The 14260-nt window shown below is 26.8% G+C and carries 15 protein-coding genes and 1 pseudogene; 9 read left to right on the plus strand and 7 right to left on the minus strand.

Annotation, left to right across the window (positions count from 1 at the left end; genetic code table 11):
- The first annotated feature begins 326 nt into the window (after positions 1–326).
- Both JJC01_13055 and feoB read left to right on the plus strand, forming a co-directional pair.
- Complete coding sequence (locus JJC01_13055; protein UDN57099.1) at positions 327–554, plus strand: ferrous iron transport protein A; 228 nt, start codon at positions 327–329, stop codon at positions 552–554.
- Positions 555–579: 25 nt separating this feature from the next.
- Complete coding sequence (gene feoB / locus JJC01_13060) at positions 580–2700, plus strand: ferrous iron transport protein B (protein ID UDN57100.1); 2121 nt, start codon at positions 580–582, stop codon at positions 2698–2700.
- 141 nt (positions 2701–2841) lie between these two features.
- On the opposite strand, the gene JJC01_13065 is transcribed toward feoB, so the two are convergent.
- On the minus strand, positions 2842–3660 hold the full coding sequence (locus tag JJC01_13065; protein UDN57101.1) for a MerR family transcriptional regulator: 819 nt from the start codon (positions 3658–3660) through the stop codon (positions 2842–2844).
- A 278-nt stretch (positions 3661–3938) separates the two neighbouring features.
- A pseudogene (locus JJC01_13070) lies at positions 3939–4251 on the minus strand (BlaI/MecI/CopY family transcriptional regulator).
- 213 nt (positions 4252–4464) lie between these two features.
- Between JJC01_13070 and JJC01_13075 the strand changes: the two are divergent.
- The 3 genes from JJC01_13075 (at position 4465) to JJC01_13085 (ending at position 6081) form a co-directional block, all read left to right on the plus strand.
- Entirely contained in the window at positions 4465–4698 is a 234-nt protein-coding gene (locus JJC01_13075) for a helix-turn-helix transcriptional regulator (GenBank protein ID UDN57102.1), read from the plus strand.
- On the plus strand, positions 4682–5095 hold the full coding sequence (locus JJC01_13080; protein UDN57103.1) for a hypothetical protein: 414 nt from the start codon (positions 4682–4684) through the stop codon (positions 5093–5095). Before JJC01_13075 ends, JJC01_13080 begins: the two co-directional genes overlap by 17 nt.
- 668 nt (positions 5096–5763) lie before the next feature.
- Positions 5764–6081, plus strand: a complete 318-nt coding sequence (locus JJC01_13085; protein ID UDN57104.1) for a hypothetical protein — start codon at positions 5764–5766, stop codon at positions 6079–6081.
- 59 nt (positions 6082–6140) lie between these two features.
- Here JJC01_13085 and JJC01_13090 read toward each other — a convergent pair whose 3' ends face one another.
- The 5 genes from JJC01_13090 to JJC01_13110 form a co-directional block, all read right to left on the minus strand.
- Positions 6141–6308 (minus strand): hypothetical protein, encoded by a 168-nt coding sequence (locus tag JJC01_13090; GenBank protein UDN60229.1) that lies wholly within the window; start codon positions 6306–6308, stop codon positions 6141–6143.
- A gap of 6 nt (positions 6309–6314) precedes the next feature.
- Positions 6315–6422 carry a DUF2829 domain-containing protein gene (locus tag JJC01_13095; GenBank protein UDN60179.1) on the minus strand — a complete coding sequence of 36 codons (108 nt, stop codon included), beginning with the start codon at positions 6420–6422 and terminating at the stop codon, positions 6315–6317.
- 188 nt (positions 6423–6610) lie between these two features.
- Positions 6611–6829, minus strand: coding sequence for a hypothetical protein (locus JJC01_13100; GenBank protein ID UDN57105.1), 219 nt, complete (start codon positions 6827–6829; stop codon positions 6611–6613).
- Between the two features lie 644 nt (positions 6830–7473).
- Positions 7474–7623 (minus strand): hypothetical protein, encoded by a 150-nt coding sequence (locus JJC01_13105; GenBank protein ID UDN57106.1) that lies wholly within the window; start codon positions 7621–7623, stop codon positions 7474–7476.
- A 234-nt stretch (positions 7624–7857) separates the two neighbouring features.
- On the minus strand, positions 7858–9960 hold the full coding sequence (locus JJC01_13110; GenBank protein ID UDN57107.1) for an EAL domain-containing protein: 2103 nt from the start codon (positions 9958–9960) through the stop codon (positions 7858–7860).
- 421 nt (positions 9961–10381) lie between these two features.
- Here JJC01_13110 and JJC01_13115 point away from each other — a divergent pair, with 421 nt between their 5' ends.
- The 4 genes from JJC01_13115 (at position 10382) to JJC01_13130 (ending at position 14210) form a co-directional block, all read left to right on the plus strand.
- Positions 10382–10564 (plus strand): hypothetical protein, encoded by a 183-nt coding sequence (locus tag JJC01_13115; protein ID UDN57108.1) that lies wholly within the window; start codon positions 10382–10384, stop codon positions 10562–10564.
- A gap of 232 nt (positions 10565–10796) precedes the next feature.
- A complete protein-coding gene (locus JJC01_13120) occupies positions 10797–11711 on the plus strand; it encodes a DUF2935 domain-containing protein (protein UDN57109.1) in 915 nt (304 codons plus the stop codon).
- A gap of 445 nt (positions 11712–12156) precedes the next feature.
- Complete coding sequence (locus JJC01_13125; protein ID UDN57110.1) at positions 12157–12804, plus strand: lactate utilization protein; 648 nt, start codon at positions 12157–12159, stop codon at positions 12802–12804.
- A gap of 563 nt (positions 12805–13367) precedes the next feature.
- Positions 13368–14210, plus strand: coding sequence for a creatininase family protein (locus JJC01_13130; protein UDN57111.1), 843 nt, complete (start codon positions 13368–13370; stop codon positions 14208–14210).
- The last annotated feature ends 50 nt before the right edge of the window (positions 14211–14260 follow it).

Genomic DNA, 14260 nt, shown 5'->3' on the forward strand with positions numbered 1-14260 from the left:
TGTTGACAAGCTAACATTGTTAATATATAATTAAGTCATAAATTAAATATTGAATTGATATCTAGGTATTTGAAAATACCTTATATAAGTCAGAAGGCTTTTGCGCTTTCTGACTTTTTTATTATCAAAATTCAATAATTATATAGATTCAAAATGTTAATTTTTATTCTATATTCTACTTTCCCCAAAAGTAAGAATTATACCCAACTTTGTGATAGGCATATTGCCTATCTTTTTTTTGCAAAAAGTAACAAGGTAATAGCATAGTGCATAGTTTAAAATAAGAAGATTAGCTCAGGCTAAATTTCATGCATGGAGGTGCTACTATGAAAAACCTTAATGATATTCAAGTGAAAAAAACTGTTAAAGTTGAAGATATATTATCTAGTGGTAATTTAAGAGAGAGAATGTTAGCGCTTGGTCTTACTAGAGGAGCTGTTATAGATGTAGTTAGAAAAGGACCAAAAAATAATTTAACTGTCTACAACATCAGAGGTAGCAAGATAGCTCTACGACAAGAAGAAAGTAGACTAATATTAGTTTCTGACATTTAAAATTTTCTAGCAGGAGGATATTAATATGGGTTTAACACACAACTCAACTAAAATGAATTCTTTAAAAGACATGTTTGATATAGATAACAAGGAAGACCAGTTTGTAATTGCACTAGCTGGTAATCCAAATACAGGTAAAAGTACTGTATTTAATCATCTTACTGGACTTAGACAACACACTGGAAATTGGCCAGGAAAAACTGTAGCTACAGCTCGTGGTAATTTCAAATATCAAAATACAGAGTATGCATTAATAGATTTACCAGGAACATATTCTCTATTTGCTTTGTCACAAGAAGAGGTTGTAGCTCGTGATTTTATATGCTTTGGTAATCCAGATGCAGTAATAGTAGTGTGTGATGCTACATGTCTTGAAAGAAATTTAAATTTAGTTTTTCAAGTAATGGAACTCACAGATAAAGTCATTTTGTGTATAAATTTGATAGATGAAGCTAGAAAAAAAGGTATTAATATTAATAAAGATTTCTTAGAGGAATCTCTTGGAATTCCAGTTGTTTTAACTGCTGCAAGAAATGGTTCTGGTATGGGTGAACTATTAGAAATTTTAAATGACGTATCTTTTGATAGATACAAGTTTAATAATAAACCAGTAAAATACAGCGAAAATATAGAAAACACAGTAAAATCAATTCAACCAGAGTTAGATGATATCATGCCAAATATAAATTCTAGGTGGTTGGGTCTTAGACTTATTGATGGCGATGAAAGTATTTTTGAATCTATGAGTAATTATATAGATAAAGATTCTATAGATGCTATTAACGAAGTAAAGAAAAAAGTTCCAAATGATATAAACAAACAGAAGACTAGAGATGAATTTACTAAAATCAATTATGATTATGCTAAAAAATTAAGTGATAAGTGTTGTTCTAATAATGCTAAAAAACCAACAGATAGAGAAGAAAAAGTAGATAAAATATTAACATCTAAAATATTTGGACTTCCAATAATGCTCTTATTATTAGGTACTATACTGTGGATTACTATAGAAGGTGCTAACTATCCATCCACTTTATTATCTAATTTATTACTTGGATTTGAACCAAGTATTTCAAATATATTAAATAGTATTAATTGTCCATTGTGGTTAAATGATATGTTAGTATTAGGATTATATAGAACTTTAGCATGGGTAATTTCTGTAATGTTACCTCCTATGGCAATCTTTTTTCCATTATTCACATTACTTGAGGATTTTGGATATTTGCCAAGAGTTGCATTTAACTTAGACCATCTATTTAAAAAAGCATGTGCTCATGGTAAACAGTGCCTGACTATGTGTATGGGATTTGGATGTAATGCTGCTGGAGTTATTGGTTGTAGAATAATTGACTCTCCAAGAGAAAGACTTATTGCTATACTTACAAATAACTTTGTACCTTGTAATGGTCGTTTTCCTACTTTAATAGCCATATCTACAATATTTTTTAGCTCTGTTGTAACTAGCTCTTTTGTATCTAGTATAGCAACTGCATTTTGTATAACCTTATTAATAATTTTAGGAGTTATAATAACATTGTTGGTTTCTTATACTCTTTCCAAAACATTATTAAAAGGAGTTCCTTCTACATTTACATTAGAACTTCCTCCTTATAGAGTTCCTCAAATAGGTAGAACTTTATATACTTCTATAATAGATAGAACAATATTTGTTTTAGGAAGAGCTGTAATGGTGGCTATACCTGCTGGTGTAATAACTTGGATATTTGCAAATATCTATATAGGAGATTTGAGCATATTATCACATGTTGCAAACTTTTTAGACCCTTTAGCTAAGCTAATTGGCCTAGATGGCTTCATATTAATGGCTTTTATTCTTGGTTTTCCAGCAAATGAGATAGTTGTACCTATACTTTTAATGGCTTATCTAGCAACTGGTTCTATGATAGAATTAGATAGCTTTAGTGCTCTAGGTCAAGTTCTTAGAGAACATGGTTGGACTTATTTAACAGCTTTAAATGTTATGTTATTTAGCTTACTTCATTGGCCTTGTGCAACAACACTTTTAACTATAAAAAGAGAAACTGGAAGTTTAAAATGGACTGCCTTAGGATTTTTAATGCCTACTGTACTTGCTTTTGTTGTTTGTTTTTTAACAACTTTTGTTTATAATTTATTTGTATAATTAGCATTTAGTTAACATTAAACTTTATCCTATAAGTATTATTTAAAAATTCATATACTTTATTATTAAAATAGAGGTATATTCAGGTGATAAGTAAAATTACTTATCACGTGAATATACCTCTATTTTAATTTTTAATTCTTATATAGATATTTGAATTGAAATCTCAGTCATATAATTTTCTTCATTATTTTCGCAAAAAAAGTCAAGTATACTTTCTTCATATGAATTACCAATAATTTTATAGTTATTATCGTATATATATTTTTTTAATTTTTCATAGGACTTATATGAGTCTTCATATCTCCCAATATGCTTTATACACACATACATTCCTTCTGGCTTTATATATAGCTTTTTATCTTTTATTTTTTTATCTATTTTTAAATAAAAACTTGATATACTTAAATATTCTCCATTTTTTATATTTTCATTACTTACTATTGCTCCTAGTTCATACCCCTGATACAGATTTTTTGACTTACAGTAATTTGTAAAATCAATCAATTCCATCATAAAATTGCCATCATTTATACTACTCAAATCACTTGATAATACTAAGTATTCTTCACATCTATTGGATATATAAATTTCTTCATTATATATCTTAGAAATACCTTCAACTGTAGTATTTATCCGGTTTTGTATTTTAGAACTTATTTGTTTTAATTTTTTTATTTTCTCTTTTATCTTTTTTTCTTCTTCTTTAAGCATTTCTACACAATGTTGAGGGCTTCTATTTTTTATATATTCTTTTATCTCTTCTAAACTCATGCCTATTTCTCTTAATGATTGTAATATATCTAATGTATCGTACTGATATACTGAATAATATCTATAATTGTTTTTATCTTTATATTCAGGTGAAAAAATCCCTATTTTATCATAAAAAATCAACGTCTGCTTAGAAACACCACATAGTTTTGCAAATTCACCTGTAGTAAAATACTGTTTTTCCAAGGTTTGTACACTCCTTTTCGCTTTGTTGTCTATATAGTTACTATATCCTTTAGTATTTACTAAATCAAGTAGTTATTATTTAATAAAATCAATATTTTTTTAATTTTAAAGGTCAAATGTCAGTTAGATATCAGTAAAATATGTTACCCACAATTTTATATAACTTTTCCATATTTTATCCATATCAATAAAAAGGTAGCACTTATATTGAACTGAGCCCTACTTAATAGCTACCTTTTATTCTATTAATCTTCATCTTTCCAAGTTTTTATCCATTCTCATATCTCTGTTATTTTGTCTTCTGTTGTTTCCTCTTTATGTAGCTTTGAAATTATTTCTGATAAAGGATTGTTATGTAAACCTCAAAAAATTCTTTTTCTTTCACTAATACTGTATAGTGTACATGTCTTCTAATTCTCTGAGATATTAAAAAACCTTTTTAGTTAATCTTGCTAAGATTGTAATTGTAGTTGTATGTTTCCACCCATAGTTTTCATCTGCAACATCTTTTGATATTACAGTTTTGTATGCCAAATTCCAAATAAATTTCATGAGTTTTAATTCTGCATCTGGTAATTTTTTATTTAGCATAATATATTCCTTCTTTCTATATAACATAAAATTTAACTTAAACTAATAGTAGGAACTTTTTAATACAAAAACTACAGGTAAAATTTACAATATATTCTACTTTTTTAGTTTATTTTTATCTTTTCTCTAAAAAAAATTGACATTTTACTCTTTTTAGGATATTATGAAGCTAACTTCACATGAAGTTAGCTTCATATAGAGAGAGGGTATGGAATGAAAACAAAAGTGCGAGAATTTCGAACAAATATGAGTTTAACACAGCAACAACTTGCTGATTTAGTCCATGTATCAAACAGAACAATTATTTCTATTGAAAAAGAGCAATATAGTCCTTCTCTTATGCTTGCTTATCGTATGGCACAAGTGTTTGGTATAACTATTGAAGAACTATGTTGTTTAAAAGAAAATAAAGAAATGGAGGACAAAAAACATGAAGGTAAAGAATAGACGAGGTTTTATAGTAGCTGTTATAGCTTCTATGTTATGCTGTGCTAGCATAGTTATTTACTGCATTTTAAAAGAACAAAGATTCCTAATTTCATCATTCCTTTTAATTACAATAGCAATCTTTAATTTTTACAATGCTTTTTCAAAAAAAGGCATTGTTGAAGAATTACAAGATAATGCAGATGAAAGAGACTTATACTTAACAATGAAAACAAGTCATATATTAGTTAAAATTATGAATTATACATTATGCGCTTTTACATTTCTTTTCATCATAGCTTATAGTGCATGGAAAAATCAATCACTTATAGTTATAGCTATAACACTATGTGTCATTGAGATTTTTTTATTTGTTGCATATTTGCTCATAAATATACTTTTAGATAAAAAAGAGTAAATACAAGTTTATTAAAAACACAAGTTAATGTAACTATTTTAGAGGCTAATATATGTTTAATTTTTTTATAAATATGAGAGGTGATATAAGTGTGTTTTAAGACTTACATACTAAAAAGAACTCTAAACAACAATCAACTAGAAATAACTCGAAGTTTTGACTTAGATAATCTAATTTTTACTGCAACAGAAATATTAGAAGAAAATGAGATTGATTTGATAATTATTGATGAAGTAAATAATATTGTTTGGAAAAATGAAAAAAGCACTCCCCGACATGAGAATGCTTAGTTATAACTATAGAAGTGTATTGGCAGTACACTTCTATTTTTTTATTATATCATATGATTTAGGTTGTTAAAAAGACCTATTTAAATCAATTTTAAAGTGTGTTGAGTAATGTTCTTAATAGTTCATATATATTAATGAATTCCAAAAAAATAAGCACTCTTTTGCAGAAGTGCTTTTAGTGTAATTAATGAAACTTTGTAATACAATTATAACATGTCTTATGTTTTAGTATGATAGTTTTTGTTCGTTTTATTATTAAAACTTTTACTATAATTTTATTCCCTTTGTTAATATTTGTAATTTTTTAGACACTCTTTATGTTTATACTACTGATATACTTTGATTAAGAAAATAAATCTAAATGGAGGTATCTCTACTATGAATTCTTGGAACATTATATTTTTAAGTTATGGAGTAACATTTACAATAGTAGTTACTGTAGGATATTTAATCAAGGGTAAAACTAATTATTGTAAGAAAAAATATTTAGATAAATTAGAATTAAAATATGGGAATATAGATAGAGAAAAAGCTACTAAACTAGAAATATTTTATCACTATTTAATAGGTTTAGAATATATAATCATGGGTTTATTAACAAGAAGACTTGATACTGCAATAATATCAGTAATATTAGTGTCTATCATAACAATAATATCCTATTATTTAATTAGGAAAAGATATATTGTTTTATAAACTTTAAATTTATTAAAAAAGAAGGTAACAACTATTTACAGTTGCTACCTTCTTAAGCATCAATTCTTAAGTTTTGATATACTAAAATTTTCAACTTGAGACTTGAATAACTGTTCAATCTCATAAACGTATATTGATTTTAACTGTCTTTTTATCTTGAGAAAGTCTATTGCTGGATAAATATTATTTGGATAAAAACTCTTATCATTTATTAACATCCTATCCATCCCTTATCATTCTCCTCTTATTACTTCCCAATCCTCTGCAAATATATCACTTACACTTGGAACCCATGTATTAAAAGAATTTAATGTGTTTTTTATTACAAAGAATGGATAAATTTATGAAAACTCATAATTTCTGCCTTTATCCATTTGCATGTACATTCCTTTCCCATTCAAATATAATCTAAATGCTTTTTCTTCATTTTTTATTAGTGGTAATACTTCTTCAAATTTCATAATTCATTCTCCTTTTCAATTTATTATATAAAAAAAGACCATCTACAAAGATAGCCTTTTAACTTATTCTATTTTTTTATATTCTTTATTCTCTTTATCTGCCAATCCTCATCAGTATTTTCCATTATGTATGTTCTAACTATTTCACCACAATCCAAACATAAATCAGAATATACGGTTGCTACTCCTAGTAAACTATATCTTAGTCCAACATTACCAGCATTTCCTTTTCCTCCCCATTTAATATTTTTTTGAATTTTCTCACTAGCACAGTTAGGACATTTCATGTTTATACCTCCCAAAATTATCATATATTTTATGTACAAGTATGTATATTTGAATTCATTTAGTGTCTATACACTCTTTGATTTACTTATATATTACCAAAAGTTTGTGTACTGAATATGAACTGCATTAGAAGAATTTTAGAATTTAAAAAGACTAAACTTACCCAAACTTAGTCTTTTTAAGGTGGAATTACATATTATGTCTCAAGTTCTATGAATCGAACCTAGATTAATCACCAGTACCTGTATAATGAGTGAAGTTACCAAGTCCCACCCGATTTTTAGACTTTGAACTAAGATACAAAATTGTATGAGATTTTAATCTCAATTCAAATACTTAATATAGTGTATTAATAGATTTTGAACATAATTAGAATTGAACTAGCATCATCAATCATATTACTAGCTTTATTAGTTTTTCCTGCTTTGACACTATCATAGCTTATACCTTTTGTTAAATCTCCAGTGAGCTATAAATAGTTCAATTGATAGCAGCTATCACATACATAAATTACTGCAAAATTTATATAATTATATCATATTATATAAATATTTTTTTTGAATAATTGTATCAATTTGTGGTATAATAAAAAACAAGAAGAACTACAATCTATTGTCAGTAGAGTGGAGTTCGTAATTTAAAATTACTCATTTTTACGGAATGTGATTTTTAAATCAAATTCCCAACCACTCTTAGTTGCCGCTTCGAGTGGTTTTTTACATTTTCCAAATAGTTTGTTAACTATAAAACTGGCAACTAAACGTTCTAGTACACCTCGTAAAAAAATATCCATGCACAATTCACCTCCCTTCTTAACGTTGGGAGGATATTCTTTACGCATGAACCTCACTCTTTAGATTGTAGACTGCTTCTTCTTGTTAACCCTATTATAGCATATATATTTACATAATCTACCTATATTTTACTTTTTCTTTATTTTTATCTAAGGTTAAATGTCAGTTAAAATTAAAATATATTTACTTGCTAGATTATATAAGTAAATGTGAAATTGAAAATTTGATTAGTATTAGATATCTAATTTTAAAATAGCTAAAATTTCTCTTGCTGTTTGCGGCTTTCCAAAAAAATATCCCTGTATGTAATCTGGTTTCATTTGCTTAACTAAATCATACTCCTCCTGTGTTTCTACTCCTTCTAAACACACTCTTATGCCTACATCATGACAAATTGCAACAATAAATCGTATGAATGTAGCATCAAACTTACTTTTTAATATGTCTTTGACAAATACTCTATCAATTTTAACTATATCTATTGGAGAAAATTTTAAAATCTCTAAAGAAGAGTACCCTGTACCAAAATCATCCATAGCAATACGAATTCCTAAACATTGTAGAATTTCAAACTTATCTTGTAAAATACTCATATTTTGTACTGTATGACTTTCTGTCAACTCTAATACAAGATTTTGATAAGGAAAACTTTCCTCAGATATAATTTTAATTACATCCTCAATAAACGTCTCCTCTAATATTTGTACAGCTGAAATATTTACGCTTACTGTAAAAAGAGGATTATAATCAATCCAATCACTACAAGTACGTAATGCCATTCGAAGTACCCATGCTCCCACATCATTTATCATGTCATTTTCTTCCAAAATTGGAATAAATTCTAAAGGAGAAATTGCTTCACCTTTTTGGTTAGTCCATCTTAAAAGTGCTTCTACACCTATTATTTTATGACTTTGCGTGTCTACTTGTGGCTGAAATCTAAGACTAAATCCTCGAAAATTATCATTAATTGATGCTTTCAACTCCCACATCATTTCCAATGAATGCATTTTATTTTTCAAGATTTTTTCAGAGAAAAAAACAAGTTTATTCTTTCCATGTTCTTTAGCATACTGTAAAGAATAGCTAGCATATTTATAAAGTTCTTTTACTGTATCTCCATGCTTTGGATATATAGCACATCCAGTAGAAATTGTTATATTTAATCCATATTTTCTCCACAAGTGAAGATGTATAATCAAATTCTGTATTTGTTCATATAGAATTCGAATGTCATTTTCTTCAACATTATCAACAAGAATTCCCATTTCATCACCATCAAGTTTATAAAGTTCAGCATTACCTGGCAAAATAGATTTTATAGATTGTGCTAAAGTTTTTATTATGTTATCTCCAAAGGCTCTATCATATATCTCATTAACATTCTTAAAGTCATCAATATTTAGTAGCATTATGCATAATTTTTCAATCATGGGATTTGAAAGTTTTTCTTCAAATACACTCATAAACTCATAGTAGTTCAATAACTGTGTTAATGGGTCAATCTTATTTTGTTTACCTAACTGCGTCATAATTCCTGCAAAAATACTTGGCTCTCCAAATTCATCACGCATTAATTGGCCTTTACACTTTAACCATATATATTCTCCACTACGATTTTTAGCTCTAAATTCAACTGTATGATAATCCATATAATCTTTACCTATTTCCATATTTGACTTATAAAAACGATTCCAGTCCTCTGGATGTACAATTTTTTTCCAATATTCAAGTGGATTTTCCACAATTTCTCCTGGTAAATCAAATAATTCAACTTGTGATGGTGAATATCGAAATACTCCTGTTTTGAAGTTACATATATATATATATTCATCTGTACCTCTAATAAGAGCATCATAAAGTAAAGTGGAATCATAATCAAATTTATCTCTTGATATATTTAAATACTCAAAGTTCTCTTTTTTTTCATCGTTATCTGATACGTGACAAAACTCATCAATCTTAAGTTGTTTGTTTAAATCTATAGAGTTTGTAATATCTATAGATTGATGTATATGAACAGTTGTCCCATCATACCATGTAATTAAACTATCATAATTCTCAAAAACTCTATTTAACTTATTACATTTTTCATACCATTTTATTGATACTCCTTTTTTATTGCTCGCTAGTAATTCTGAAATCTTACAACAACTGCAAGGAATATTTTTTTCGGGATATAATACTTCCCAACAGACTTTTCCTTCTGGAACTAAAATACTGTATTCTTCTTTCATATTTTCATTCATAAAAATAATTTTATTAGTATGAATATCTGTAATATATATATTAGTCTTTATCTGATTTAATATAATTTCAATGTTATGTCTGTTCATATACATGCCTCCTTCATTGTTACTATTACTTATAACAACATTTCCAAAATTATTTTTTATTACAGAGGATTGCTTAATCATTTATATATACACATTAAATAGCTTAATTTACTGGAGAAATTTATCACTTCATATTCTAAATTATAGTTGATAAAAAAAAATACATCAATATCCTATTTACCAATTTAAATGATATATAAAAAATCTATTTGATAATGGATTTGCCCAATATCTTACTTGGTTTCTTATTCATGAACATATAACAAAACAGCTATCCAGTTTTGCAATTATAACAACCAGTTTTGCATACCCACTTGTAAAATTTTTCTAGCCAATATATCATACTATATAGGTTATCAAATGAAATAATACATGCTATTTACTGAATATTTTAATTTTTCGTTTTTTAGGGGGATTGGTTGTGTTTAAAGATAAAATTGATGAATGTGTCCATATAATGACTGCATATATTGCTAATTTAAAAGAATACTATTCATTTATAGAAACTCAAATCGATGATTTTATTAAAAAATATGGCGAAGATACTGTGGAGTCATGTCTCCATAGAATAATGATTTTATTATGTGAGTGTGGTTTGGCATAAAGTCAAGTATATTAAGTAGGCAAAAGAATTTTATATAAGATTCTTCTTGCCTACTTTTATGTATTTTAGCTTTAATAGTTTTATCCAAAAGTTATGTATTCAAAACTAAAATCTAATAATAAATCTTAAAACTAGTAACAAGAGAATTTAATTAATTTATTTCTAATATACATAAAATCAAATCTTAAGAATAAAGTATTATAAACAAGATAATTTTTAAAGGGAGGAAGTTATGATAGATAATCAAAAATATGTTATTTTATCACTTGAATTACACTTATTTTTTTCAAGAATCATGAAAGAGCATTCTCTTTTTTTGGAAGCAGGATTCACACCTAATGATTACAATCTTGCTCTAGAAGCTGACCACTATAAAAAGCAATTTGAGGAATTATTATCATATGCTGTTAGTGCTAGCAATGGTGTAATTAGACCTGATATATTATATTCAGAAGAAATTGTCACTAGTCATACATTGAATGCAGAAAAAAAGACAGAGGAATTTACAGGAATAGAAATAAATCAAAACATAACCACAAGAGAATTAAATTTACAAAGTGGTGTAAATCCACAGGTTAGCCAAGATTTAGTAAATTATGTAGCTCAGCTTAACTCAGATTCACTAAAGTTACTTGATGGACTTATTAATCTAAAGGAAAGAGTTCTAGATGGAGTGCTATCATGCAATCTATTTACCTCAAATTACCCTCTACTTATTGAACATATAATACATGAAGCTAACTTATATCGTTCCTATGTAATTGACCTAGAAAATAAAATAGATATTGATTCAAAAGATTTTAAAGAGATAGAATTATTTTGGGATCAAATTATGATGGAGCATGCATTGTTTATAAGAGGATTACTTGACCCATCTGAAAATGAACTAATCAATACTTCAAACGAATTTGCTGCAAAATTTAAGGAATTAATAGAAGAAGCAAATAAAATGAATGATGCTACTATAAATAGTATGACAGATAAAACTCTAGATGAAACAGTTGAATTCAAAGATTTTAAAGAGGCTGGAGTATCTGGAATAGAAGAATGTAAAATAAAATCTATAATATTGCCACTTTTAGCAGACCATGTGTTAAGAGAAGCCAATCATTATATCAGAATATTGGAAAACTACAAAAATATGTAATTAAAAAACTCTAAACAAATTTATATAACATAAAATTAATTAAAGTAAAGATGCATCTAAACTGCTTCTTTACTTTTTTATTATTCAATAGAACTTAAGTCATTTATTTATAATAAATATTTGTGAAAAAATCATATAATCAACTACAATTTACAACATTCTTATATAGTAGTTTTAAAAATAAGAACTCTTAACAGAACTATTTTTCCACTTGATTATTTACTAAAAATTAATAATATACATCTTATAATAAAAACTTATTTGTGTTATAACTATATTGTAACTATTTTCATAATTTTAGGAAAAGTTAATAATAAAATTGGTTTTATGTAAGCTTATTTTGTATAATCTTTTCTTTATCTTTATTTATACAATTATCTAGTAGGTAAATTTAATTAGCATAATAGTTACAACTTTAAAATTTAAATACAGGAGTGATTTTAGTATGATAAGACAAACACCATTAGAAAAACGTTACGATAAGTTAGGTCCAAACATCGTTACAGCTCTTAAAAAACGCTATTTTGATGCTTATTACTGTAAAACTAAAAACGATGCTTTACAACAAATTTTAGATTTAATTCCTCAAAATCATACAGTCTCATGGGGAGGTTCTGAAACTCTTAAGGAAATGGGTGTACAAATTGCTGTTAAAAATAAAGGATATAAAGTTATTGATAGGGATTTGGCAAAAAGTCCAGAAGAAAGAACAGAAATTATGCGTCAAGCACTTCTATGTGATACTTTTTTAATGAGTAGTAATGCTATTAGTGAAGATGGTCAGCTTTTTAATATTGATGGGAATGGAAATCGTGTAGCTGCAATGATTTTTGGACCAAAAAATGTTATAGTTGTTGCTGGCATGAATAAGATTGTAAAAAATATTGGTGATGCAATACAAAGAACTAGAACAATTGCTGCACCAGCAGTTGTACAGCGTTTTCAAGATGTTAATACTCCTTGCTATATTAATGGTAGTTGTATAGATTGCACAAGTCCTGAAAGTATTTGTGCATATATGGTAACTACAAGAATCAGTCGTCCAGCAAATAAGATAAAAGTAATATTAGTTGGAGAAAATCTTGGTCTATAAAATACATCTGTAAACAAAAATAATTACATAAATAATAAAATAATGTTACATAGTTTACCTACATAAGTGATAGAGAGAAAATTCTATATAAAATTTTCTCTCTATCACTTTTACCTTGTCCTCAAATTTCTATATTCCAATTTTCTTAAATACTATTTCCCTTAGAAATCAAAATATCTACTACTTTTATTATTTAAACTTCTATAATATATAATTTAAATTGTATTTCTAATAAAGTTTTCATAAATACCATAAAGTTTTTTGTTTTAATTTCCGATTGGTGTTTTTTGAATAAATATCTTCTATTTTTTAATAGTACTATACTTGCTCTTTATATTTAGTCTAAAAAATATTGTAATAAATTTATAAGCATTAACTTTTTCACTTAACAATTATTAAAAGAATCGTCGTTGTTTTTAAAATCAGAGTTATTTCTTTCTTGACACTAATATGTATATATATTACTATTTATATAAAGTACTATATATACATATTAGTGTTAATTATTATGTATATAGAAAATAATATCACTACTAAAATAAATTTTCAGGAGGTTCAAGGCTATGAATTATAACTTACTTACTCTTTCATGGGAAGATATTTTGAATTTAGACAAAGAAAAACTAGTAGTATTTGTTGGTATAGCTCCAATTGAGGAACATGGTAGACATTTACCAATAGGTGTGGATATTTATGAAACAGATGAATGGATTAACCTTGCAATTAATAAACTAGACTCAATTTTACCTAGCTATTGTTATGGAAAACTGCCTATAATACCTTTGGGCTTTGCAGATATGGGAACTTTCCCAGGTAATATTCATATTAGCCGTGAATTAATTTACAAAATAATTTATAGTACATTAAAGAACATAGTCAAATGGGGTGTTAAAAATATCGTTGTTATATCTGCTCATGCTGACCCACTACATACAATTGCTATAGAACAAGCCTGTAAATCAATCAACAAAGAATATGGCATAATTTCCATTGCACCTATGGGTTCAATTTTTAATTGCGAACAAAAGGGAATCTTAAGAAAATTTTCTAATTCTATTAAAGAAAAAATCAAATTATTTCCAAATGATTTTCACGCAGGCTGGATTGAAACATCTAATATGTTATCACTCTATCCAGAATTAGTAAATGATAATTACCAAGAACGCCCTGATATATCTATTCAAGATAACGAAATGATGAACATCCAAAAAGTTATCAATACAATTAAAAATGAAGGTCATATTGGATTTCCTAAAGAGGCAAGTGAAGAATTGGGAGTTGAACTAAACAATGACATTGGAGAACAAATATACATAGCTACACATAATTTTATTCTTCGTTCTAATTATGAAAAATATATGAATCATCCTTTATATCATGTCCCAAACTTAAAACTTAAAATTTAAAACTTATAATTACTATAATACTTAATTTTTCAAATCAATATAATCTATTT

This window comes from Clostridioides sp. ES-S-0010-02 (assembly GCA_020641055.1).
In the GTDB taxonomy this organism is placed as follows: Bacteria; Bacillota; Clostridia; order Peptostreptococcales; family Peptostreptococcaceae; genus Clostridioides.